The organism is Oceanisphaera profunda (genome assembly GCF_002157895.1).
Classification (GTDB): Bacteria; Pseudomonadota; Gammaproteobacteria; order Enterobacterales; family Aeromonadaceae; genus Oceanimonas; species Oceanimonas profunda.
Map to the genome: position 1 here is coordinate 408,984 of NZ_CP021377.1, position 23,134 is coordinate 432,117.

21 protein-coding genes and 4 tRNA genes are annotated in these 23,134 nt (G+C 48.1%); 12 read left to right on the plus strand and 13 right to left on the minus strand.

The genetic code is table 11. The features are described 5' to 3' along the window. Nucleotides 1–12: 12 nt before the first annotated feature. The gene (gene seqA / locus CBP31_RS01765) at nucleotides 13–549 is read right to left on the minus strand and encodes a replication initiation negative regulator SeqA (RefSeq protein ID WP_169713007.1); all 537 of its coding nucleotides are present in this window, start codon (nucleotides 547–549) and stop codon (nucleotides 13–15) included. Between the two features lie 133 nt (nucleotides 550–682). Between seqA and CBP31_RS01770 the strand changes: the two genes are divergently transcribed. From CBP31_RS01770 to CBP31_RS01790, 5 genes are all read left to right on the plus strand, one after another. Next, nucleotides 683–1,465 carry an alpha/beta fold hydrolase gene (locus CBP31_RS01770; protein WP_087038572.1) on the plus strand — a complete coding sequence of 261 codons (783 nt, stop codon included), beginning with the start codon at nucleotides 683–685 and terminating at the stop codon, nucleotides 1,463–1,465. A gap of 56 nt (nucleotides 1,466–1,521) precedes the next feature. Next, entirely contained in the window at nucleotides 1,522–1,743 is a 222-nt protein-coding gene (locus tag CBP31_RS01775) for a DUF2788 domain-containing protein (RefSeq protein ID WP_087034600.1), read from the plus strand. Between the two features lie 2 nt (nucleotides 1,744–1,745). Continuing rightward, nucleotides 1,746–2,030, plus strand: a complete 285-nt coding sequence (gene ybfE / locus CBP31_RS01780; protein ID WP_087034601.1) for a LexA regulated protein — start codon at nucleotides 1,746–1,748, stop codon at nucleotides 2,028–2,030. A gap of 46 nt (nucleotides 2,031–2,076) precedes the next feature. Further along, nucleotides 2,077–2,604, plus strand: coding sequence for a flavodoxin FldA (fldA, locus tag CBP31_RS01785; RefSeq protein WP_087034602.1), 528 nt, complete (start codon nucleotides 2,077–2,079; stop codon nucleotides 2,602–2,604). 151 nt (nucleotides 2,605–2,755) lie between these two features. Further along, on the plus strand, nucleotides 2,756–3,661 hold the full coding sequence (locus CBP31_RS01790; protein ID WP_087034603.1) for a L,D-transpeptidase family protein: 906 nt from the start codon (nucleotides 2,756–2,758) through the stop codon (nucleotides 3,659–3,661). A 180-nt stretch (nucleotides 3,662–3,841) separates the two neighbouring features. Here CBP31_RS01790 and CBP31_RS01795 read toward each other — a convergent pair whose 3' ends face one another. Further along, nucleotides 3,842–4,081, minus strand: coding sequence for an LPP leucine zipper domain-containing protein (locus CBP31_RS01795; RefSeq protein ID WP_087034604.1), 240 nt, complete (start codon nucleotides 4,079–4,081; stop codon nucleotides 3,842–3,844). 125 nt (nucleotides 4,082–4,206) lie between these two features. Continuing rightward, nucleotides 4,207–4,680: a DUF4442 domain-containing protein gene (locus CBP31_RS01800; RefSeq protein ID WP_087034605.1), complete on the minus strand. Its 474-nt coding sequence runs from the start codon at nucleotides 4,678–4,680 to the stop codon at nucleotides 4,207–4,209. Between the two features lie 175 nt (nucleotides 4,681–4,855). On the opposite strand from CBP31_RS01800, the gene fur reads away from it, so the two are divergent. Then, complete coding sequence (gene fur, locus CBP31_RS01805) at nucleotides 4,856–5,293, plus strand: ferric iron uptake transcriptional regulator (RefSeq protein WP_087034606.1); 438 nt, start codon at nucleotides 4,856–4,858, stop codon at nucleotides 5,291–5,293. A gap of 206 nt (nucleotides 5,294–5,499) precedes the next feature. Here the strand turns inward: fur and glnS are convergent, their stop codons facing one another. The 5 genes from glnS to phbB form a co-directional block, all read right to left on the minus strand. Beyond that, complete coding sequence (gene glnS, locus CBP31_RS01810) at nucleotides 5,500–7,164, minus strand: glutamine--tRNA ligase (RefSeq protein WP_087034607.1); 1,665 nt, start codon at nucleotides 7,162–7,164, stop codon at nucleotides 5,500–5,502. Between the two features lie 186 nt (nucleotides 7,165–7,350). Further along, nucleotides 7,351–9,150, minus strand: coding sequence for a class I poly(R)-hydroxyalkanoic acid synthase (gene phaC, locus CBP31_RS01815; RefSeq protein WP_087034608.1), 1,800 nt, complete (start codon nucleotides 9,148–9,150; stop codon nucleotides 7,351–7,353). A 109-nt stretch (nucleotides 9,151–9,259) separates the two neighbouring features. Then, the gene (locus CBP31_RS01820; RefSeq protein WP_087034609.1) at nucleotides 9,260–9,592 is read right to left on the minus strand and encodes a phasin family protein; all 333 of its coding nucleotides are present in this window, start codon (nucleotides 9,590–9,592) and stop codon (nucleotides 9,260–9,262) included. Between the two features lie 41 nt (nucleotides 9,593–9,633). Further along, entirely contained in the window at nucleotides 9,634–10,842 is a 1,209-nt protein-coding gene (locus tag CBP31_RS01825) for an acetyl-CoA C-acetyltransferase (RefSeq protein WP_087034610.1), read from the minus strand. A gap of 45 nt (nucleotides 10,843–10,887) precedes the next feature. Further along, on the minus strand, nucleotides 10,888–11,640 hold the full coding sequence (phbB, locus tag CBP31_RS01830) for an acetoacetyl-CoA reductase (RefSeq protein ID WP_087034611.1): 753 nt from the start codon (nucleotides 11,638–11,640) through the stop codon (nucleotides 10,888–10,890). A gap of 842 nt (nucleotides 11,641–12,482) precedes the next feature. Between phbB and CBP31_RS01835 the strand changes: the two genes are divergently transcribed. The 5 genes from CBP31_RS01835 (at nucleotide 12,483) to CBP31_RS01855 (ending at nucleotide 14,840) form a co-directional block, all read left to right on the plus strand. Continuing rightward, nucleotides 12,483–12,558 (plus strand) — tRNA-Asn (locus CBP31_RS01835). 47 nt (nucleotides 12,559–12,605) lie between these two features. Beyond that, a tRNA-Asn gene (locus CBP31_RS01840) sits at nucleotides 12,606–12,681 on the plus strand. A gap of 47 nt (nucleotides 12,682–12,728) precedes the next feature. Continuing rightward, a tRNA-Asn gene (locus tag CBP31_RS01845) sits at nucleotides 12,729–12,804 on the plus strand. Between the two features lie 35 nt (nucleotides 12,805–12,839). Continuing rightward, a tRNA-Asn gene (locus CBP31_RS01850) sits at nucleotides 12,840–12,915 on the plus strand. Nucleotides 12,916–13,025: 110 nt separating this feature from the next. Beyond that, on the plus strand, nucleotides 13,026–14,840 hold the full coding sequence (locus CBP31_RS01855) for an EAL domain-containing protein (protein WP_087034612.1): 1,815 nt from the start codon (nucleotides 13,026–13,028) through the stop codon (nucleotides 14,838–14,840). A gap of 10 nt (nucleotides 14,841–14,850) precedes the next feature. On the opposite strand, the gene CBP31_RS01860 is transcribed toward CBP31_RS01855, so the two are convergent. Next, nucleotides 14,851–15,345 carry a hypothetical protein gene (locus CBP31_RS01860; protein WP_087034613.1) on the minus strand — a complete coding sequence of 165 codons (495 nt, stop codon included), beginning with the start codon at nucleotides 15,343–15,345 and terminating at the stop codon, nucleotides 14,851–14,853. Between the two features lie 152 nt (nucleotides 15,346–15,497). Between CBP31_RS01860 and CBP31_RS01865 the strand changes: the two genes are divergently transcribed. After that, a complete protein-coding gene (locus CBP31_RS01865; protein WP_087034614.1) occupies nucleotides 15,498–15,890 on the plus strand; it encodes a MerR family transcriptional regulator in 393 nt (130 codons plus the stop codon). 98 nt (nucleotides 15,891–15,988) lie between these two features. Here the strand turns inward: CBP31_RS01865 and aroA are convergent, their stop codons facing one another. The 4 genes from aroA to gyrA all read right to left on the minus strand — a co-directional run bounded on the left by aroA (nucleotide 15,989) and on the right by gyrA (nucleotide 22,900). Beyond that, complete coding sequence (gene aroA / locus CBP31_RS01870; protein WP_087034615.1) at nucleotides 15,989–17,269, minus strand: 3-phosphoshikimate 1-carboxyvinyltransferase; 1,281 nt, start codon at nucleotides 17,267–17,269, stop codon at nucleotides 15,989–15,991. 150 nt (nucleotides 17,270–17,419) lie between these two features. After that, entirely contained in the window at nucleotides 17,420–18,529 is a 1,110-nt protein-coding gene (hisC, locus tag CBP31_RS01875; protein WP_227875101.1) for a histidinol-phosphate transaminase, read from the minus strand. 217 nt (nucleotides 18,530–18,746) lie between these two features. Then, entirely contained in the window at nucleotides 18,747–19,832 is a 1,086-nt protein-coding gene (gene serC / locus CBP31_RS01880) for a 3-phosphoserine/phosphohydroxythreonine transaminase (RefSeq protein WP_087034616.1), read from the minus strand. Nucleotides 19,833–20,092: 260 nt separating this feature from the next. After that, nucleotides 20,093–22,900 (minus strand): DNA topoisomerase (ATP-hydrolyzing) subunit A, encoded by a 2,808-nt coding sequence (gene gyrA / locus CBP31_RS01885; protein WP_087034617.1) that lies wholly within the window; start codon nucleotides 22,898–22,900, stop codon nucleotides 20,093–20,095. Between the last annotated feature and the right edge of the window lie 234 nt (nucleotides 22,901–23,134).

Below are 23,134 nucleotides of genomic sequence, written 5' to 3' on the forward strand. Positions count from 1 at the left end.
AAAAAATTCAAGTTAAATACTGTGCGATACCCGCTCAATTAAGCCGTGTGCATACCCCATGGCCGCCATCAGCTGCGCCACTATATTGCGCTTGCGTCCGGTGTTGGTATTGGTGATCACCCAATAAGGGCTACCGGCAATGGCTTTAGGCTTGGTGGTATTGCCACTGGCCAGCAACGCCGCTTCGTCGTCGGCAAAATAAATTCGCTTACGCCCCTTAATGTCATTTGCCTGTGCAAACGCAGTCGGGTTTTCTTGGTACAAGACCGATAAAATATGCATAAAGCGATCAATAGCCGACTCTTGAGACTTCAGTTCTTCACCCTTTAGCATTTGCTCTATGCCCTGCCCCAGCAAGAGTTCAGGCTCGGCTTTAGCCTGATCTTTCGGCTCAGCTATTGATGGCAGAGCTGTTGGTGACAGGTGCTGGGCCGCCACCGACTCTATTTTCAGCAAGCGCCGTAATATATCCGAAGCACTTTCACCAATATGGCGTGTATTACTGGCAATGTAACGGTAAAGCTCTTCATCTACCTCTATGGTTTTCATCATATTTTTTGGCATGTCCACTCCCAATGACGGACTTTGATTATACATGGTGCGAGCTAAGTGCCCAAGTAGGTTGCACCGCTTGCACGAGCAAGCAACAATGTCGGCCTTGATTTTTGATTGGGATATTCTCATGCAACTGAATTTTCGTCGCCAAGGACAAGGCCAAACAGTGATCCTCATCCACGGTTTATTTGGCAACTTGGATAACTTAAATGGCCTCGCAAAAGCCTTGGCTGAGCACTATGACGTGGTGAGCGTCGATGTACGTAATCACGGGCTCTCACCACGCAGTGCACAGATGAATTATCAGCTGATGGCTCAAGATATATTGACATTAATTGAGCAACTTGAGATCTGCCAGCCAAGGCTTGTCGGTCATTCTATGGGCGGGAAAATAGCCATGATGACCGCAGGTCTCGCCCCGGATCTTATCGCCGGCATTGTGGTTGCTGATATGGCGCCTGTGGCTTATACCCAAGCCCGTCACACCGAGGTATTCGCCGGTTTAACGGCGGTGGCCGCGGCGGATTGTGCCAATCGAAAAGAGGCAGATGTCATATTAGCCCAACACATACAGCTGCCAGGTGTCCGCCAATTCTTGCTGAAATCATTTGTGCCCAAGACCACGGATGCCGGTGAATCAGGCAGTTGGCGCTTTAATGTCCCCGCCCTGCTTGAGCAGTATCCACATATTATGAGCTGGCCTGGGGTTGAACCGGCCTACCTTGGGCCCGTGCTCTTTATTAAAGGTGGCGAGTCCGATTACTTACTGCCTGAGTATCAAGCAGAAGTCGTCGCGCAATTTCCACGGGCAACAGCGAAAGTGATCCCAGATACCGGCCATTGGCTACATGCAGAACAGCCCCAATTGTTTAACCGTTTGGTGATGGATTTCTTAGGCAAGGTCAGTTAACAGCGCCATTTGCTTTATGGTATAGTGCTGACAATTTAAAAAGATCGGACAGCATAATGTCATTAGAACAAATAGAGCTTTTGGAAACTTGGGGTCTCAAGTTTTTCTTTATCGCCATCTTTCTCTTGATTGGCCTGGCAATTCAAGATGTTCTCAAACGTGGCAATGTGCCTAAGTTTGGTCGTTATATTGTGTGGGCCGTGCTGTTTTTGGGTTGTTCCGGCTTTATTGCCAAAGGCATCATTGAAGCTTTCTGGGAAGGAGCCGGTGTAGGTTAGCCATGGCAAAGCAAGACGCAGACAGAACCACGCTGGACTTATTTGCCGATGAGCGCCGACCGGGCAGGCCCAAGACTAATCCTTTGCCCCGCGAAGCACAGCTCAAGTTCAATAAGCGTAATCAGCTTAAGCGCGACCGAGCACGAGGTTTAAGCCGTATCGAGCTAAAAGTCGATCAGGCAATGCTTCATAAATTAAATGTATTGGCCGCCGAGCTTCAGCTAAGCCGGGCCGAATTGATCCAAACTTTACTGTCACAGCAGCTAAAGCTGTACGACAGTCAGTAGGCCAACTAGCCTAACCACTCACATTGACGACAGGTACAACATTATTATGGCAAGTGTAGGTCTGTTTTTTGGCAGTGATACCGGTAACACCGAAGCTATCGCCAAGATGATCCAGAAAGAGCTGGGCAAGAGTCTGATTGCAGTACACGATATTGCAAAAAGCACCAAAGAAGATATCGCAGGCTTTGACTTGCTGCTGTTAGGCATACCAACTTGGTACTACGGTGAGTCACAGGCGGATTGGGATGACTTTTTCCCTGAGCTGGAAGATATCGACTTTAACGATAAGCTGGTGGCCATGTTTGGTTGCGGCGACCAAGAAGATTATGCCGAGTACTTCCTCGATGCCATGGGCACGTTGCGCGAAATCATTGAGCCCAAAGGTGCCATTATCATTGGCCATTGGCCCACTGAAGGCTATGAGTTTGAAGCTTCTCGCGCTTTAGTCGACGATGCGCACTTTATCGGCTTAGGCATAGATGAAGACCGCCAGCCAGAGCTAACTCAAGAACGAGTGAAAGCCTGGTGTAAGCAGATATATGAAGAAATGTGTTTAAAAGAGCTGGAAGCTTAATTCATCAGCTACGGTCTACTAGGGATGCAAGACGCGTCCCTTTTTTATAGTTAGGTATTAGTTAGTGGTTTGTTGTAAGAACGCTTTTTGAACCGTAATTTAACATCCAGAAAGCCCCCACAATCCCGATTGATGCATTTGAGAGCCAGATATGAAAAAGTTAACGATTTCACTGCTACTACTGTTACTGCCTTGCACTGCAGTCTGGGCCAATATCACCCCCCTGCCTTTACCCGCGGATAAAGGCCAACCTATTGGGCAACTGCTACTGCACACCGCCCAAGAAGAAGATACTTTAACAAGTTTGGCTCGCTACTATGGTGTTAGTCCTATTTTGATGATTGCGGCTAACCCCGATCAAGACTTGTTACTGATTAAACCCGGCCAACAAGTGGTGATCCCTAACCAAATGTTGCTACCTAAGGCCTCAACCAAAGGTATCGTCATTAACTTGGCCGAGCTAAGACTCTACTATTACCCAGAAGATGAACAAGCCGTGTATGTGTTCCCAATCGGTATTGGCCGCGTGGGGCGGGCCACCCCGCTCACCACTACCAGCATTAGCCAGATGCGGAAAAATCCTACCTGGACGCCTACCGCCAACACTCATCGCGAGTATGCTGCCATGGGCAAACCCTTGCCGACAGTCGTGCCGGCCGGTCCCGACAACCCATTGGGCGAATACGCAATGCGCTTGGCTTATGGCAGCGGTGAATACTTAATTCACGGCACTAACGATCCAAAAGATATGGGCTTACGCTCCAGTGCTGGTTGCATTCGTATGTACCCTGAGCACGTAGAGTGGCTGTTTGCTCAAGTAGATACTGGTACTCAAGTGCAGATCGTTAACCAGTCGCTTAAAGTCAGCACTGATGAATTCGGGCAAGTGTTTGTTGAATCTCATGAGCCATTAACCACTGAAGGCGCCGCTGATACCCGCCCGCTAGACATGAGCGACTTAGCTCCTTTGTTTGAGCAAGGCCTTGATGAAGCGACCATCAGACAGCTCATTGGTGGTCATCAGGCTACACCACAACTGGCCGGTCAGGTGAACTAGCTCGCCATACATAATTAACTTATTTGCCCAGCCAAGCGCTGGGCTTTTTTATGCCCATTACACAGCCCTACTAAGGCCAAGAGTGCGCTAGTTATAGATAGTGTGAGGCGTGAGGAAATATTAAATTACAGGCAAAAAAAAGCCTGACCGAAGTCAGGCTTTTCAGTTGCACCAATAAAATTACTTGGTGTAACGACCCATCTGATCCAGACGAGAGTTAGCGCGATCTGCAGAAGCACGGGCTTCAGCAACATCAGCAGCCAAACGATCGATTTTAGCAGAGTTAGCTTGCTGACCCTGTTGAACTGCTTGTAAGTCTTGTGCGATACCGTCCAGTTTGGTTTCGGTAGCGGTGTTTGAACTACAACCAGCTAACATCAAAGTACCAGCTACTGCTACTAACATCATTTTATTGCGCATTACATGCTCCTTGTTTCTATGAATAGTCTCTAAGACCACTTAGTCACCCTAAGTATGGACGAAGTTCCCCTATGTTCGCAAATTATTTTACAAACCATGACGTTAGGAAATATTGCTCAACGCTCTTAACTATCATTGGTTCGTTCTTTTTTTCGCACATAGAGCGTTCGTTCCACCTCAGCGATTAGTGCGCCTTCCTCATCCATAATATTAATACGAAAATGGGGAAAGTGCTTATGACCATATTGGGTCGCGTTGAGTATCTCACTTAGCTGCTCTCGGCTCAAATGAATATCAGCATATACGCGGCCTTTACCTGGCTTAATAAAGGTGATTTTGGCCGCGCGATCCCATATATAGTAGTCATTACCAAGAATTCCCATTAATAGCATTGAGTAGACAGGATCTGTCATGGAGAACAAGCTTCCACCATATTGGGTGCGGTTGGCGTTTTTATTCCACCAGCGCAATACCAAACCGATACGACACTCATGGTAGTCTTGGCTTAAGTGTTCAATGCGAATGCCCGCCCCCCAAAAAGGCGGCCAACAATTCATCAGGAATTTAAGTAAGCGGGGCCGAGCAAATATCTGCCGCATCTATCTCATCCGACCAGTATCAATAATTACCGATAGTAGCAAAAACTAATCGCACTAACAGGCTTATTGCGCCAGATCATGGCACCGGCTCACAAAACTAGATTGCGGTTGCCTTTAAAGGTAGAAAGACGCACAATGAAAGCAATAAACACACGAATTGCGAAACTTTATTCTTATGGCTGACAACAATCAAGCTTTGAAAAGAGCAGGCCTCAAGGTGACGCTCCCCCGCGTAAAAATCCTTGAGTTGCTCCAACATCCAGATACTGAGCATGTGAGTGCAGAAGACCTGTACAAAATGTTGCTCGATCAGGGTGAAGAAATTGGTCTAGCTACCGTTTATCGTGTGCTCAACCAATTTGACGATGCGGGTATGGTCGCGCGCCATCATTTTGAAGGCGGCAAGTCTGTATTTGAATTAGCATCTCAAGAGCACCACGATCACTTGGTGTGCTTGGACTGTGGCAAAGTTATCGAATTTCATGACGAAATTATCGAAGAACGCCAACAAGTAGTGGCCAGTCAATTTAATATCAAATTGACGAATCATAGCTTATATCTGTATGGCCATTGCCATGACAAACCGTGTCGTCATAACGACGAAGATAACTAGTCTGATTTTGCCTAAGATTGAAAAATCTAGGCATAAAAATTTAGACACAAAAAAGCCGCACATGTTGCGGCTTTTTTATGTCTTACTTTAGTACTAAGAGCTTTAGTGCTGAGAGGCGTAAATTGTGAGGTGTAAGGCGTCAAACACTCGTTATATAGACCCGGGAGTGACCCCTAACCTATTCACCCTACCCCTCACCGCCTGAGTTAAAACTGCTCTTCTTTACCCCACGAATCACGCAGCGCAACCGTTAGGTTAAATACCAAGGCTTCACTTTTGCTATCACGGCAGAAATAACCTTCACGCTCAAACTGGAAGGCTTCTTCCGCGACGGCAGTAGCTAAAGAAGGCTCCACCATCACACCGCTCAGTACCTGCAGTGAATCTGGGTTTAAAGCTTCCTCAAACGACTCTGCAGCGCCCGGATTAGGGACATTGAACAGTCGATCATATAAACGCACTTCTGCAGGTATACAATGGCGTGCAGACACCCAATGGATCACACCTCTGACCTTGCGACCATCTGCAGGATCTTGACCTAAAGTGTCGGGGTCATAGCTACAGAAGATGGTAGTAATATTACCCGCCGCGTCTTTTTCGATGCGCTCAGCTTTCACCACATAGGCATTACGCAGTCGTACTTCTTTACCCAGTACTAAGCGTTTGTACTTTTTATTCGCTTCTTCACGAAAATCTGCTTCATCGATAAATATTTCGCGGCTAAACGGCAATTCGCGAGTGCCCATTTCGGGCTTATTAGGATGACGTGGTGCTTGCAAAATTTCTTCGTGATCGTCGCTTAAGTTTTCAATCACCAAGCGTACTGGGCGCAAAACAGCCATGGCGCGCGGTGCATTCTCATTAAGATCGTCACGAATACAGGCTTCTAACATGCCCATTTCGATGGTGTTTTCTTGCTTGGTCACGCCAATGCGCAAACAAAATTCACGTATTGCTGCTGGCGTATAACCGCGGCGGCGCAAACCCGAGATAGTCGGCATGCGGGGATCATCCCAACCTTCTACATAGTTTTCTAACACCAGCTGGTTCAGCTTACGCTTCGACATCACCGTATATTCAAGATTAAGGCGTGAGAACTCATATTGACGAGGATGGCAGTCAATACTGATGTTATCTAATACCCAGTCGTACAAGCGACGGTTATCTTGAAACTCCAGGGTACACAACGAATGACTGATGTTTTCCAGCGCATCTGAGATGCAATGGGTAAAGTCATACATCGGATAGATGCACCACTGGTCGCCGGTTTGGTGGTGATGAGCAAAACGCACCCGATACAACACAGGATCGCGCATCACCATAAAAGGAGATGCCATGTCGATTTTAGCTCGCAGGCAAACCGTGCCTTCCGCAAACTCACCATTACGCATGCGCGTAAACAGCTCTAAGCTGTCGGTAGGCAAGCGCTCACGATACGGGCTATTGCGACCAGGGCTGGTTAAGGTGCCACGGTATTCGCGTATTTCATCGGGCGTAAGCTCGTCCACATAGGCTAGACCCTTTTCAATCAATTCAACGGCGTAGCCATAGAGTTGTTCAAAATAGTCTGAAGAGTAGCGAATATCTCCGCTCCACTCAAAGCCAAGCCAGCGTACATCACGTTGAATCGACTCAACGTACTCTACACTCTCTTTTTCTGGGTTAGTGTCATCAAAGCGCAGATTACACTGACCTTGATAATCTTGAGCGATGCCAAAGTTCAGACAGATGGATTTGGCATGGCCAATATGAAGGTAGCCGTTGGGCTCTGGCGGAAAACGCGTCTGTATTGACTGATGTTTGCCGTTGGCCAAATCTTCATTAATGATTTGGCGAATAAAATTGCTAGGACTTAGGTCCACCTGACTCATTCATACACCTCGAACGTGGGAATGGCATTTATAAACGACTATGATCCATGATCTACGGCCACGGCTCAAGTGCCAGCACACAATAATTGAGTTGCGCTTCACCTTTGCCCCTCACCGTCGGTTCACTCACGGTCATTTAATAATAAAAAAGCCGCCTTGCGGCGGCTGATTAAACTAAATCATAACTTATGCGGTTTCTTCAACTGCTGCTATCGGTAAGCTTTGTGTCACATAACGCCCAGGTGCGGCCATTAATGCAGGATACTCAACCGAACCGACAGTACGCGCAGGCACTTGCTTTTCACCTAAGAAAGGCGTTGCCCACTGCTGCCAATGTGTCCACCATGAGCCGTCTTCACGCTTAGCGGTGGCTAACCACTGCTCTGGGTTGTCGAACTTCGACTCACTCAGCCAGTAACCATACTTATTTTTGCTTGGCGGGTTAACTACGCCAGCCACGTGACCTGACTCACCCAACACCATGGTTTTATCTCCACCTAAGAGATTAGAACCCTTAAAGGTCGCGTCCCACAGTGCAATATGGTCTTCTTTGGTCGATAAGAAGTAACTCGGAGTGGTAACTTTGCCAAGATCGATGGCAACGTCACCAATCTTCACTTCGCCCGCTTGGCTCAAACGGTTATTGAGATACAAGTCGCGCAGCAAGAAGTCCGCACAAGTGGCACTTAAGTTGGTGCTGTCACTGTTCCAATACAAAATATCAAACTCTGAAGGCTCTTCGCCTTTCAGGTAGTTATCAATGTAATAGTTCCAGTACAAACTGTTTTCACGTAACAAGCTAAAGGTCACGGCCATTTTACGACCATCAAAGTAACCTTGGGCTTCATTCATTTTCGCCATGGCATTGATAACCGGCGGGTTGATAAACACTCCTACTTCACCTGGCTGAGTAAAATCAAGCAAGGTAGTCAGATAGGTAGCGCTCTTCACCCGCGACTTAACACCCTGAGCCACATACGCGGCTTGCGTAGCCGCTAATAAGGTGCCGCCAATGCAGTAACCAATGGCGTTAACTTCTTTCTCTTTGGTCACCTGCTCAATCACGCGAATGGCTTCCATGGTGCCAGACTGCACCAAGTCAGAAAAACTGATGCTCGCCTGCTCTTTACCTGGATTGCGCCAAGACATAATAAACACCGTATGTCCTTGGTCGCGCAGCCAAGCCACCAAAGATTTTTGTTCGGTTAAGTCTAGGATGTAATACTTATTAATAAACGGCGGTATGATCAGCAATGGCGTTTTATGTACCGTTTTAGTGGTAGCCGCATACTGAATCAGTTCAAAAATGTCATTTCTAAACACCACATCGCCCGGCGTCACCGCTAAGTTTTCACCCAAGGTGAACGCAGATTGGCGCGTCATGCGGATTTTTAGCATGTCGGCACTGGCGGCCATGTCTTCTTGATACAGCGCTATACCTTTTACCAGGTTCGCCCCTTTCTCTTCTATGGTGCGCAATAGCACCTCAGGATTGCTCCAGATAAAGTTGGTGGGAGAAAGTGCGTTGATGGTTTGGCGAAAGGTGAACTTTAAGCGCTCGCGTACCGACTCTGGTACACCTTCGACCACGTCCAGCATATCGGTTAACGATTTAGAAAAGTGTAAATAAGACTGACGTATGAAATCAAAGTGCGGGTTTTCTGTCCATGCTTTGTGCTTAAAACGGCGATCGCCTGGCGGATCCGCCACTACGCTGGCAGAGCCGCTGTCTAAACTTTTCATCATACTATTTTGACAAATAGCTAACTGCCCCTGCCACCACTTCATTTGCATATCGAGCAAATGCATCGGATTACTCGATATGGCTTTGTAGAACAGTTGTAAATCGTCAGAGTTAACTTGAGATAAGGCGTCACTAACTGGGTCATCGCCCCACTTGGCCTTTTGCATTTCTGACCACATAGTTTCATTCCAATTAAAAAACTGCCCTATGGGGTCTTGATTGTTAAACGTATTTTGTAGCATTGCTTTTCCCTGATAGAAATTGCAGAGCCCCTACAACAAGAATGGGAAGGAGCCTTAAGACCCCTTCCCAACAATATGTTCTAGCTGAAGGGCTAACCCTAAACCGAATTTATTTTGGTGCGTCGGTCGCTATGTTTTCTAGTCCAGCTTTAAATTCTTGTGTCAGAGCCGCTAACTTTTTAGCATCTTCCATCATTTGCTGGCTAATGCGCGTCATGGTTTCTAATTGCTTAGTGCCCATATTAACTAACGACGGCACATCTTTAACCTGGCTGCCTAACTGCAGCTGCGCCAAGCCAATTTCAGCGTATTGACGTGCCGCATCTAATTGCAGGTTAGTCAATGCAGTAAAGTTATTTGCCACTAACTGATTATATTTCAGCACTGGAGCAAAGGTCTTTTCGCTGTCTTTATTAAAATTCTGGAACATATTGGTATACATTGCTTTATTTCCTTCTTTAAAGAAGCCAATAACCGCGTGTATTACACCCGCTTGAGGATAACAGCCGTACCCATGCCGCCGCCAACACACAATGAAGCTAAGCCTAGCTCAGTTTGGCTGCGTTGCAACTCGTGCAGTAAAGTAACCAAAATTCGGTTACCTGACGCACCCAAGGGGTGACCCAAAGCAATGGCGCCGCCATTGACGTTGGTTTTTTCCAACAATGTTTGCTCGGCAATATCGTGCTGGGTGGATAACTGTCTTACTACACCCAAAGCTTGGCCAGCAAAGGCTTCGTTAAGCTCTAAACGTTCCATTTGTGCCAGCGTCAAGTTAGCGCGTGATAACGCTTGCTTGATAGCAGGGACTGGACCCAAGCCCATAATGGTCGGGTCTATGCCGCCTTGACCGTAGCCAACTACTTCGGCGAGCGGAGTTAAACCATACTTTTCAACCGCAGACTTGCTGGCCACGATAATGGCACTGCCGCCGTCGTTAATACCAGAGGCATTGCCTGCTGTTACTGAACCATCGGATTTAAATGCAGGGCGCAAGCGTCCTAAAGACTCAACAGTGGTGCCATCTTTCGGATATTCATCAGTATCAACGGTAATGGTTTCTTTACGCGTTTTAACTTCTACTGGCACGATTTCATCTTTAAAATGACCCGCTTTAATCGCGGCTACCGCTTTGTTTTGGCTCGCGGCGGCAAGGGCATCTTGCTCGTCACGGCTGATATTTTCTTGCGCAACTACGTTCTCGGCGGTCACACCCATGTGGTACTTATTGAACACATCGGTTAAACCGTCATTAATCAGTAAGTCACTTAAGGCCATGTCGCCCATTTTATGGCCGTTACGCAAATCACCTTTAGCGATAAAAGGGATTTGTGACATGTTTTCACAACCCGCAGCAACCACGACATCCGCATCGCCCGCTTTAATGTGCGCACAAGCGTCCATTAAAGTTTTCATGCCACTGCCGCACACCATGTTCAGGCTGTAAGCTGGAACGCCAACAGGAATGCCTGCAGCCAGTGCCGCTTGACGACCAATACCCATGCCTTGACCGGCACTGATCACGTTACCAACAATCACTTCATTGACATGTTCAGGTGACAGGCCTGCTTGAGCCAACGCACCTTTAATCGCAATACCGGCCAGCTCTGCAGCAGGAACAGTTCTTAATGCACCACAGAAACTACCGATAGGGGTACGCTTTGCAGCAACAATATATACAGGTTCAGACATAAATAACTTTCACTCCATTGATAATAAATAGCCGAATTTTAGTGCTTACTGCATGTACAGGCCGCCGTTCACGGACAGCGTTTCGCCTGTCACGTAACCGCCGTACTCGCCTGCCAGATACAGTACCGCACCAGCAACTTCTTCCGTGGTTGCTAAGCGCTTAAGGGGGATAGTCGCCTTGATAGAATCCAGTACGTCTTCGCGGATAGCGGTAACCATAGGTGTCGCTGTGTAACCTGGAGCAACTGCGTTTACACTCACACCAAAACGCGCACCTTCTGCCGCTAAGGCTTTAGTGAAACCAATCATGCCGGCTTTAGCCGCTGAGTAGTTCACCTGACCGTACTGACCTTTCAAGCCGTTAACTGAAGAGATATTGATAATGCGGCCAGAGCCTTGCTCACACATTTGGTTAAATACCGGTTGTGTTACGCTGAACAGGCTGTTGAGGTTGGTATCCATGACTTGCTGCCACTGATCCAAGGTCATTTTCTTGAAGGTGGTGTCACGAGTAATACCCGCGTTATTCACCAATACATCAATGCGACCCAGCTCACGTAGCGTCTCGGCCAACGTTTCACTCACGGCACTGTGATTGCTCACATCCAGAGCTAATAATTGAATATCTTGACCGTCCAGTTTTTCTTCTTGTAGCCATTGCTTGGCTTGCTGTTCTTTTTCTTTACCTGGGCGGTGAGTCGCAACTACTTTGTAGCCATTAGTTAAAAACATGCGACATACTTCTGTACCAATTCCGCCAGCGGCGCCGGTAACCAGTACAATTTTCTTATCCGTCATTAAATCACTCCTTGTGTGGGATTACTGCACAAACTCAGTTCCATACTGAGCTGTTTAAAGTTTTTCTAAACGTTTTTATTAATAGTCGACCCAAGAGTCAGCTATTAGCGTTCAGTAGCCTAGACACTATAATCTTATTTTCATAACAAATGAAATTTATTTAACAGCACTTAAAAAGCAAAACAAAACCTGTAGCCAATCAGCACCCCAGAAGTACTTAACGCCTTTAAGCAAAACACCGCGCTCTGTGATAAAAACGGCCCACGGTTAATTTTCATATTCGCTTCAATCACTAAACTACTTAAGGTTCAGCATTTAAAGCTATATCTTACGACGTGTTTACTACATTCACATGACAGAGAGCCATGACACCAGAGCACATTATTTCCTTGCCAGCTTGTTGCCGGAAGCCATTTCATTAGAATTCGAATATTCACTCTAAATAAAATGATTACGCTCCCCCATTAAACACAGTATACGTTTAGCGTTAATTGGAGCTGTTTAATAGCAAGCAGGATTACGTTCACGTTTTCTGCCGGCCTAACCACACCCACTCTCTACTGCATTAAAGGTGACAGCTGATCATCGCAAGCTTCAAACTTAGAGAAAGGCTAGCCTGTTGCCCTACTCTGCCCGCTTTATTAGCTTATCACCTCTGACGTCCGGTCAATAAACAACCAACAAGCAGTTAAAATTGGCGCACACGCGCCAAGTGCTGCAGATTTCAGCGGCTTTTGCCTACTCTTGCAGCAAACAAACTAATTTCAATGACAAAGCGACTTTGAGTGTTGACAGCTAACGGGGTAGCCATTAACATTCGGCTCGCATTCAAGCAATGCAATTCCCCTTTAGTTCAGTTGGTAGAACGCCGGACTGTTAATCCGTATGTCGCTGGTTCAAGTCCAGCAAGGGGAGCCACTTTCAGTTACAAATAGTTACAAAGTAAGTAGTACAAGTTTACCTGTTCCCCTTTAGTTCAGTTGGTAGAACGCCGGACTGTTAATCCGTATGTCGCTGGTTCAAGTCCAGCAAGGGGAGCCACTTTTAGTTACAAATAGTTACAAAGTAAGTAGTACAAGTTTACCTGTTCCCCTTTAGTTCAGTTGGTAGAACGCCGGACTGTTAATCCGTATGTCGCTGGTTCAAGTCCAGCAAGGGGAGCCACTTTTAGTTACAGTAAGTAGTACAAGTTTACCTGTTCCCCTTTAGTTCAGTTGGTAGAACGCCGGACTGTTAATCCGTATGTCGCTGGTTCAAGTCCAGCAAGGGGAGCCAATTTCTATCTTATCCTGCGTCCTAAAAAGCACTCCTTTCGTTTTATGTAACACTATCTCAGTTATACTCATACCCTCTTTATATACCCCGTTTTAACAAGGATTGTGGCTATGCGGGAACAAGCTCCCTTTGGTCAGGCTTTACTGCTATCTGGTTTTATTATGCTGTTACTCAGCATCTTAGTACCTTGGTGGGCAAGCTACTCCGCCTTGCAACATCAAGCGCAAACTATCAGCAGTCAATTAACCGCCACTTCAAGCTCCGAATCTGCCACCGCAGCTCTGGCCGGATTAATTAATTCCACAAGCGATCAGCCCTTAACCGATCATGCATCAGCCTGGTGGTTTGGCCAATTGGGTGCTAACCAACAATATACTCAAGATGACACCCAGCTGTTTTATCGGCTTGATACCAAAGCCGCAAACCAGCAATGGTTATGGGTTACCCTACCTTTAGTGCTGGCCAATCTACTGATCTTTATCACTCTCTATCGTCGCTGGCGTCAAATTTATAACGTTGAGCATGCTCACTTGCAGAATATGCTGCTAGACCCAGAAGCCAATAACTTCCGTCACGAGCATCCCATTGCCAACGCTATTGTTAACTTACATCAAAATTATGATCAGCAGCTTAGTGTTATTAAACGAGAGTTACACACCGCACAACAGCAGAGCTTTCAAGATAGTCTAACGCTGCTCGGTAACCGTTTTGCCTTTCGCCGCGACTTGGATCTCATGCTCAACGATGACAATCAACTGGCCAGTGCCACTTTGATGATAGTGCGCGCCAATAGTCTGCAAAGTATTAATATCGAGCAAGGCTTTCAGGCCGGCGATCAGTACTTGCAAGACATCGTCAAAATCGTGCGCAAGGTGATACAGCCCGAGATAGGCGCTCACGGCTATCGCATCAGTGGCACTGATATTGCCGTGTTATTCAAAGGGCAATGTGAACCCCTCGCCCCTCGTATTGGGGATAAATTGCAGCAAGAGCTCTATCATTATCAGCATATTCACGAACTAACTTGCGCCGCTTACATTGGCTTTACACAATTATTGCCCGGACAAAGCGCTGAGCAAGTATTGACCCGCGCCGACTTGGCGCTGGCACAAGCACAAGGCGATGAGCCTAATAGTTGGAGCATGTTACTTAAGCAAGACGAAGACGAGTCTATGGGTGAGAGCCAATGGCGTCAGCGTTTACAAAGTATGCTGGATGACAATCAAGTATTATTGCTGGTGCAGCCTGCGCAAATTTATAAAACGGACATGCAGGGTTATAACGAGATTTATACCCGTTTCCCCAACCCCAATGGCGGTACTTATCCTGCCAGCACAGTGTTTGCCATGTTGCAGCGACTAAATATGTCGATGCTGTTCGAGCAGAGAATCATTGAAGTGATCTTGGCACAGATTAAGCAGTCACCGTTAACGGGGCAACGCTGGGCCATTAACCTCACCCCCGCCAGTTTGCAGCAAAGCTCATTTTTAATTTGGTTAGAGCGCATCTTATTGCGAGACCGCAATATTACTTCCAAGTTAGTGTTTGAGTTAGACGAGCAAGTCTTGCAGCATCAACTAGACGCCAGTAAACGCTTACTTGACGTTATCCGTCGTACCGGTGCTCGCTATGCGGTGAGCCGCTTTGGTCATGGTTATGGCTCGTTTCGCTTATTAAAAGAAATCAAGCCTGACTACGTCAAGCTTGAGGGTCAGTTGGTGAGACAGTTGCATCAAGACCACACCACTCAGCAGTTTGTACGCATGATTGTCGATTTAGCTCAGCGCTTAGGGTGTCGTGTGATTGCCGAGGGGGTGGAAACCATGGAGCAAAAGCAATTGCTAGAGTCCATGCATATCGATGGGATACAGGGCTATTTAATTGCAAAGCCCAGTGATTTCGCTAACTTTAAGGCCCTACCTTGAAGGCTAGAGCTTAAGGTGTAGGTGTCTTAAAACGGATTAATTGGTTAATCAATTGGCCTAAGTAGCGGTAACGTTTGAGCTCTTCAGCATTATAGTGGGTCGACATAGTGGCGGAGCTATGACGATGTTTGAGATAACGCATAATTTGCAGTCGATTAAAGCCCCCCACTTGATACACCAAGTTAAGCAGCGTTTTAACTTGCTCTGAGTCCAAGCCGCATATCTCTTCATAGCCTGCTTCCAGTGGGCTATGAATAGTGACCTCTACTTGGCTTAACTGTTTGTCCTCTTGTAAATACTCTAACCATTGCTCTACATACATAGGCTTAGTGCCGGCCAGTAAATCAAAGTGTCCTTTACCAGAGCGACAATCAGTCAGCAGTATCACGGCCAATTTATCCGTATCGCAGCTAAAAGTAATGGTGCCCTGTTCACTCCAATCGAGTGCTTGTATACGAATTTCAGCTTGGCCACCATTCGCCCCCTGCACCTTGAATATAAACACGTTTATTCCCCTATTGTCAGCAATGGCCATCTTGGCGTAATCTCGTTGAGGAGTCAAAGTCAGACTTCACAGCCCCCTGATATAGGTGTATGGTCTGCCCTCAATATATTTGGATGCATAGGGTCTGTTGACCCTAATAAGGAGTGTTCGTCATGCCCAATATGGAAGTGACCTTTAGTATTTCTGAATTGGCTCATGAGTTCGAAATTACTCCTCGTACCTTGCGCCATTATGAAGAGCTTGGCCTGTTGTCTCCCAGACGCAAAGGCAATGCGCGCATTTACAGCCACAAAGATAAATTTAGGCTAGCCCTTACCATTCGCGGCAAGCGCCTAGGCTTTAGTTTGGCTGAAATGCGTGAGTTATTTGAGCTCTATGACGCCGAGCACCGTTCTCGTCCCCAGCTGCATTCTATGGTGGCCATGATCGCCGAGAAGCGCGCCAGTTTACGCCAGCAACAAGCCGACATCGCCAAAGTACTGGCCGAACTGGATGCGGCAGAAATTAAAGCGCGCGAAACGCTAGAAAAAATGAAGCATCATTAGACATAGCATTAAGCGCCCGGCGCCCAGCACCAAGGAAAACAAAGAACAGTGTTTTCTTTTAACTGGGCGCCGGGCGCTTGGGGCTCGGCGCTATTTGGTTAACTGCTAATGCTGGCTAGCTGTTCGAAGTAATCGGGGAAGGTTTTTGCTGTGCACTTAGGATCTAAGATAACCACAGCGGTATCGCTAAGTGCCACCAGTGAAAAGCACATGGCGATACGGTGGTCGTTATAAGTGGCAATTTCCGCCTCTTTTAACTCAGCCGTCGGCGTAACGACGATATAGTCTTCGCCTTCTTCCACTTCTACCCCTAACTTTCTCAGCTCGGTCGCCATCGCATACAAACGGTCGGTTTCTTTCACCCGCCAGTTATGAATATTGCTAATGCGCGTGGTACCCGTGGCAAACAAAGCGGTGGTGGCAATGGTCATGGCCGCATCGGGAATATGGTTCATGTCCATATCTACCGCGTGCAACGGACCAATATTTTCCGCTTCAATAAAGTTCTCACCCCAAGTGATCTTGGCACCCATGGCTGCCAATACATCCGCAAACTTCACATCACCTTGAATGCTGTTACTGCCCACACCGGTAACCCGCACTTTACCTTTAATGGCGCCTGCGGCTAAAAAGTAAGAAGCCGACGAAGCATCCCCTTCTACCAAAAACTGACCCGGTGAGACGTAGGTCTGATTGCCTTTGATATAAAAGGTTTGGTAGTTGTCATGCTCAAGCTCGACACCAAACTGACTCATTGCATGCAAAGTAATGTCAATATACGGCTTAGAGACCAGCTCACCTTTAATGTGCACGCGGATATCGCCCGAGGCCATAGGAGCGGCCATCAACAGTGCTGTTAAAAACTGGCTAGAGACAGAACCGTCAATATGTACATCGCCGCCCCATAAGCCTTTGCCATTAATAAATACCGGCGGGTAACCGTCAGTTTTTAAATAGCTAATTTCTGCGCCCGCTTCACGCAACGCTTCTACCAAGTGCCCGATGGGTCGCTCCCACATGCGGGGCTCACCGGTCAGGGTAAACTCGCCAGTGCCCAAGCAAAGCGCGGCACATAAGGGACGCATGGCAGTACCCGCATTACCTAAAAACAGCGATATCGGCTCCGCCGCACTAAACGCGCGGCCTAACCCATGCACTACACATTCGGTTTTATCAGCCGACAATTCATACTGCACCCCCAGCGCCCTAAGCGCATCTAGCATATAACGCGTGTCATCACTGTCGAGCAGGTTGGTCAGGTGCGTAATACCCTGTGCTTGAGCCGCCAGCAACAGAGCTCTGTTTGACAATGATTTAGAGCCGGGCAAATTAACCGTGCCCTCCACCCGAGCAATGGGAGATAGTTTAAGGCTTTCCATATGATTCCTAGAGGTAAAAATAAACACAACTGAGCTATGAAGACGTTAACAGGAGGGGTGGCGCAGGGCAAGTTTACTGGCCCTGCCCGCCCTCTCGCGCGGGTTTAGCTAAGCGTTTTATAAGTAAGTGCTGTAGTAACACACCCAGCATTACACGCCTTGGCTCAACACCTTCGCCAGCGCTTCAATGCAGCGCTGGTTTTCCTGCTCTAGGCCAATACTGATGCGCAAGCAGGTCGGCAAGCCGTAGCCGGCGATCGGTCGCACTATCACGCCCTCGCGCAGCAAAGCATCATACACAGGCGTCGCATCGCGCTTTAGATCGAGCGTAATAAAATTAGCGCGGGATTTTACATAGCTGATACCTTGGCTTTCAAAGAAGGCTTCATAGCGTGCCATTTCTCGCTGGTTTAAGCCCACCGCCTCATTTAAGTATTCAGTATCGCCCAAGGCGGCTTCGGCGGCAGCCAGCGCTAAGCTGTTGCAGTTAAAGGGCTCACGTACGCGGTTTAACACACTGATCAGCTCAGGATGCGCCACCATATAACCGACCCGCAAACCCGCTAATCCATAGGCTTTAGAGAAAGTACGCGAGACGATTAAGTTCGGATATTGCGCCAACCAGTCGATAGATGGATGACGTTCATCCTCTGCCACATACTCGGTATAGGCTTCATCTAATATCACCAACACTTGGCTGGGCACGTTAGCCAAAAATGCGCTTAATTGTGCTTTGGTTAAGAAGGTACCGGTCGGGTTATTGGGGTTAGTGATGCACACCAACTTAGTGCGCTCAGTAATCGCCGCCGCCATCGCATCTAAGTCATGACCTAAGTCTTTCGCAGGCACCACGACAGCTTCGGCACCGTGGCCTTGGGTGGCCAATGCGTAGACAATAAAGGTGTACTGGGAATAGACCACTTGTTGGCCTGCCGAGACAAAGGTGTGATACACCAAGTCGATCAGCTCATTGGAGCCATTGCCCAAGATTAACTGGTCAGTATTCACCGCTAACTTTTCTGCTAATGCAGACTTTAAGGCAAAGCCGTTGGCATCCGGATAGCGCGCCAGCTCCGGCAGCGCACGCTCAATGGCGGCTCGTGCTTTAGCGCCCAAACCCAGCGGGTTTTCATTAGAAGCCAGCTTAATGCTGTTGCTAATGCCCAGCTCACGCTCTAGCTCTTCCACCGGTTTACCCGGCTGATAAGGGTGCAACTTTTCAACCCCAGCATTCGCCAAGGCCAGATAATTTATACTCACAAGGGATCCTTTCATTCTTTAAGCTTAAAGACCCTTTCGCAACGGAATCCACTAAATCCACGGAAAAATAGAGATAAAATCTGAAAAGACATATCTTGTTGTTAAGACCTTACAAAAATATATTTGTTACTTTTCGTCATTATCCCAGCTTAATTTTTCCGCGCGTTCCGTGTTCTTCCGTTGCAAAATTTTTTTATCTTTAGCGTATAGTTTTGTCCTAAGCGTTTTGCTTGGCGAACTTATCCATAAAGTCGACTAACGCTTGTACGCCTTCGATGGGCATGGCGTTGTAGACGCTGGCACGCATGCCGCCTACTAAACGGTGGCCTTGCAGTGCCACTAAACCCGCGGCTTCAGCTTCTTTCAAGAAGGCGGAATTTAAGCTTTCGTCTTTGAGTTGGAACGGAATGTTCATCCAAGAACGCGCGTCTGGGTGTACGTTGTTGCCGTAAAAATTGCTGGCATCCACGTAGTTATAGAGCAAGTCGGCCTTGGCCTTATTGCGCTCGCCCATGGCGGTTAAGCCACCTTGGCGCTTTAACCACTTAAATACCAAGCCCGCTAAGTACCAGGCGTAGGTCGGCGGCGTATTCACCATAGAATCCGCTTTAGCCATGGCCGCATAGTCCATGATCACCGGCGTATGGGCAAAAGCTTGGTCTAACAAGTCTTCGCGCACTATCACCACCGCCAAACCAGACGGCCCTATGTTTTTCTGGGCGCCAGCATAGATCAGTCCAAATTGAGTCACATCAATCGGGCGCGATAAAATAGTAGAAGACATATCGGCCACTAAAGGCACTGAGCCGGTCTTGGGTACGAAGTGATATTCGATACCGTCTACGGTTTCGTTCGGGCAGTAATGTACATAAGCGGCGGTGGGGTCTAGATCCCAGCTGCTGGCCAGTGGGCGCAAACCGTTCTCGACCTCACCAAAACCGTCTAATACGCGCACCGTGCCGAGCTTTTCTGCTTCTTCAACCGCAGATTTAGACCACTGACCGGTCACGATATAGTCAGCCTTGGCGTTCTTACCCAACAGGTTCATCGCTACCGCTGCAAATTGACCACGGCCGCCGCCTTGTAAGAACAGCACTTTATAGTTGTCTGGGATCTGCATTAAGTCGCGCAAGTCTTGCTCGGCCGCGGCGGCTACTGCAATAAAATCACTGCTGCGATGACTGAGCTCCATCACGGACACGCTTAAGTCATTAAAGTTACGAAATTCAGCTTGTGCTTGCTGCATCACTTCTACCGGCAGCATAGCCGGACCTGCACTGAAGTTATAAACCATGTTTGCCATTTCCCTGCGTTATCCTATCTGCTTAATATTCAATAAAAACGCCCATTGAGCGCAGAGTGTTCTCCTTGAAACTCAAGGGTTGCAAGCTCTGCATTATCATCATAGCGAACCATCATCTTGATATGATCGTTTTACACCGCTGGGCGTTTAAGTCAAAGAGATTTTGCTGATTGCGGCTTTAGAAGCCCCAAGCGGCAGTAAAAGTGCACTGCAGATAAACAAAAGGGGCCACATAGGCCCCTTGTTATCAATATCAGTGATTACTCTTGCTTAGGCTCTTCATCAGCAGCGTCTTCACCATCAGTGTCTGGCTCTTGGTCGTGAGATTCAGACTGCTCAGTCACATCTGCAGCAACTGCATCCGCGTCTTCACCTTCTGTGCCTGCTTCGTCCAACAACTCTTCTTCTTCAGGTTCTTCAATGCGCTGTAAGCCCACCACCAGCTCGTCTGCTCCGGTACGGATCAAACGTACGCCTGCGGTGTTACGACCAATAAGGCTAACTTCTAATACGCGGGTGCGTACTAAGATGCCGCCATTGGTGATCAGCATAATCTCGTGGGTATCATCGACCTGAATCGCGCCCACTACTGCACCATTACGCTCGCCCACTTTAATGGACAAGACGCCCATGGTGCCACGGCTGCGGGTTGGGTATTCGAGCAGCGCGGTACGCTTGCCATAACCATTCGCGGTCACGGTTAAGATCGGACCTTCGCCACGCGGAATAATCAAAGACACCACTTTATCACCGGCGCCTAAACGAATACCGCGCACACCGGCCGCAGTACGACCCATAGGACGCACGCCTTTAAAGGGTCGGCTTTCGCCCGCTTCGGCAACGTCTGCTTCTTCGCCGTCAGCCAAGTCAGCGTCAACGTCTTCGATAAGTTCGCCGTCAATCACTTCAGCTTCTATGACTTCAACTTCGTCATGGCCACTGCCTTCGGCAAAACGTACTACCTTACCCGCATCCGAAAACAACATGATCTCGTTGCTGCCATCGGTAATATCCACGCCAATCAACTCATCGCCATCGCGAAGATTAATGGCACGAATACCCGAGACTAACGGACGACGGAACGCAGACAAGCTGGTCTTCTTCACGGTGCCATCGGCAGTAGCGAAGAACACGTACTTATCGTCACAGTATTCCTGTACCGGCAAGATGGCGGTGATCCGCTCGTTAGCGCCTAATGGCAACATATTCACGATTGGACGACCACGGGCGGCACGGCTGGCTTCTGGCAACTGATAAACTTTCAACCAGTACACTTTACCTGCGGTCGAGAAGCACAAAATGGTGTCATGGGTGTTGGCCACCAACAAGCGTTCCACAAAGTCTTCATCTTTCATGCGCGTGGCCGACTTACCGCGTCCACCACGACGCTGAGCTTCGTAGTCGGTAACCGGCTGATACTTCACATAGCCTTCATGAGAAAGGGTGACCACTACGTCTTCACGAGTGATCAAGTCTTCGATATTGATCTCAGAGCTAGAGTTGGTGATCTCGGTACGGCGGGCATCACCATACTGCACTTTGATCAGTTCTAACTCTTCGGTGATCACTTCCATCAACCGCTCAGGCGTGTTCAAAATATAAAGCAGCTCAGCAATCAGCAGCAGCAGACCTTTATATTCTTCAAGAATCTTTTCGTGCTCAAGACCGGTTAAACGGTGCAGACGCAAGTCCAAAATCGCTTGGGCCTGTTGCTCGGTTAAGTGATAGATGCCATCACGAATACCAAACTCCGGATCTAACCATTCAGGACGCGCCGCATCGTCACCCGCTTGCTCCAGCATGCTGGCCACGTGGCCCAGCTGCCAGCCTTGGCTGATTAAGCCCGCTTTCGCTTCGGCTGCGGTAGAGGAAGCACGGATCAGCTCAATAATGGGGTCAATGTTCGCCAAGGCGATCGCCAGACCTTCCAAGATATGTGCGCGATCTCGGGCTTTGCGCAATTCAAACACGGTGCGGCGGGTAACCACTTCGCGTCTGTGCTGGATAAAGCACTCCAGCATATCTTTTAAGTTAAAGATGCGCGGCTGATTGTTATCCAGTGCCACCATGTTGATGCCGAACACATTCTGCATCTGAGTTTGTGAATACAGGTTATTCAAAATAACCTCGCCCACTTCCCCACGGCGTACTTCAATCACGATGCGCATGCCGTCTTTATCAGACTCATCACGCAGCGCAGTAATGCCCTCGATGCGCTTTTCTTTTACCAAATCGGCGATTTTTTCAATCAAACGCGCTTTGTTTACCTGGTAAGGCAGCTCGGAGACGATAATGGTTTCGCGACCGGTTTTTTCATCGGTTTGCACTTCTGCCACCGCACGCACGTAGATTTTGCCACGGCCCGTACGATAGGCATCTATGATGCCGGAACGACCATTGATAATGCCGCCGGTCGGAAAATCCGGCCCCGGGATCAGCTCAATCAATTGATCGATGGTGATGTCTTCATTGTCGATCAGCGCCAAACAACCATCGACCACTTCATTTAAGTTATGAGGTGGAATATTGGTGGCCATGCCCACGGCGATGCCGGAGGAGCCGTTCACCAACAGGTTGGGCACTTTAGTTGGCATCACAGCCGGTATCATCTCGGTGCCATCGTAGTTCGGCACCCAGTCAACGGTATCTTTATCCAGATCGGCCAGTAATTCGTGGGCAATCTTATCCATACGTATTTCGGTATAACGCATCGCAGCAGCGGAGTCGCCGTCTACTGAACCGAAGTTGCCTTGGCCATCGACCAAGGTGTAACGCATAGAAAATTCCTGTGCCATACGCACGATAGTGTCGTAAACGGCACTGTCTCCGTGTGGGTGGTATTTACCTATTACATCACCCACCACACGGGCCGATTTCTTGTATGCTTTGTTCCAGTCGTTGCCCAATTCGTTCATGGCAAACAGCACGCGGCGGTGCACTGGCTTCAAACCATCTCGTACATCGGGAAGCGCACGTCCTACGATTACGCTCATGGCGTAATCTAGGTAGGAGCGTTTCAGCTCATCCTCAATGTTTATCGGCATGATTTCTCGGGCCAGATCGGTCATAGCAAGTCTTGTCCCCAGTTTATTGTTGATATCGCAATAAATAACGCGCCATTCTACCATACAAATATGCTCAGGGAGCATATAAGGCGCACAGAAGCGCACTAGGAATTTGCATTAGGGTTGAGAGGGTAGGTAGCTTAGCTTGCGAGTAAAGTGTCTTAGGGTCTAGTAGCGAGCATCTGCTTGACTATAATGGCCGCTCGCATTTTCATTTCTCTTTTCATTTCACTCGCA

Excerpts from the sequence above, each read along its gene's own strand:
- CBP31_RS01775 (WP_087034600.1), top strand. The coding sequence starts at position 1,522 with ATGTCATTAGAACAAATAGAGCTTTTGGAAACTTGGGGTCTCAAGTTT.
- phaC (WP_087034608.1), bottom strand. The coding sequence starts at position 9,150 with ATGCTACAAAATACGTTTAACAATCAAGACCCCATAGGGCAGTTTTTT.
- seqA (WP_169713007.1), bottom strand. The coding sequence starts at position 549 with ATGAAAACCATAGAGGTAGATGAAGAGCTTTACCGTTACATTGCCAGT.
- phbB (WP_087034611.1), bottom strand. The coding sequence starts at position 11,640 with ATGACGGATAAGAAAATTGTACTGGTTACCGGCGCCGCTGGCGGAATT.
- gyrA (WP_087034617.1), bottom strand. The coding sequence starts at position 22,900 with ATGACCGATCTGGCCCGAGAAATCATGCCGATAAACATTGAGGATGAG.
- CBP31_RS01825 (WP_087034610.1), bottom strand. The coding sequence starts at position 10,842 with ATGTCTGAACCTGTATATATTGTTGCTGCAAAGCGTACCCCTATCGGT.
- aroA (WP_087034615.1), bottom strand. The coding sequence starts at position 17,269 with ATGGAAAGCCTTAAACTATCTCCCATTGCTCGGGTGGAGGGCACGGTT.
- CBP31_RS01865 (WP_087034614.1), top strand. The coding sequence starts at position 15,498 with ATGCCCAATATGGAAGTGACCTTTAGTATTTCTGAATTGGCTCATGAG.
- fldA (WP_087034602.1), top strand. The coding sequence starts at position 2,077 with ATGGCAAGTGTAGGTCTGTTTTTTGGCAGTGATACCGGTAACACCGAA.
- ybfE (WP_087034601.1), top strand. The coding sequence starts at position 1,746 with ATGGCAAAGCAAGACGCAGACAGAACCACGCTGGACTTATTTGCCGAT.
- CBP31_RS01800 (WP_087034605.1), bottom strand. The coding sequence starts at position 4,680 with ATGCGGCAGATATTTGCTCGGCCCCGCTTACTTAAATTCCTGATGAAT.
- CBP31_RS01820 (WP_087034609.1), bottom strand. The coding sequence starts at position 9,592 with ATGTATACCAATATGTTCCAGAATTTTAATAAAGACAGCGAAAAGACC.
- serC (WP_087034616.1), bottom strand. The coding sequence starts at position 19,832 with ATGGCAAACATGGTTTATAACTTCAGTGCAGGTCCGGCTATGCTGCCG.
- CBP31_RS01770 (WP_087038572.1), top strand. The coding sequence starts at position 683 with ATGCAACTGAATTTTCGTCGCCAAGGACAAGGCCAAACAGTGATCCTC.
- CBP31_RS01855 (WP_087034612.1), top strand. The coding sequence starts at position 13,026 with ATGCGGGAACAAGCTCCCTTTGGTCAGGCTTTACTGCTATCTGGTTTT.
- glnS (WP_087034607.1), bottom strand. The coding sequence starts at position 7,164 with ATGAGTCAGGTGGACCTAAGTCCTAGCAATTTTATTCGCCAAATCATT.
- CBP31_RS01790 (WP_087034603.1), top strand. The coding sequence starts at position 2,756 with ATGAAAAAGTTAACGATTTCACTGCTACTACTGTTACTGCCTTGCACT.
- CBP31_RS01795 (WP_087034604.1), bottom strand. The coding sequence starts at position 4,081 with ATGCGCAATAAAATGATGTTAGTAGCAGTAGCTGGTACTTTGATGTTA.
- fur (WP_087034606.1), top strand. The coding sequence starts at position 4,856 with ATGGCTGACAACAATCAAGCTTTGAAAAGAGCAGGCCTCAAGGTGACG.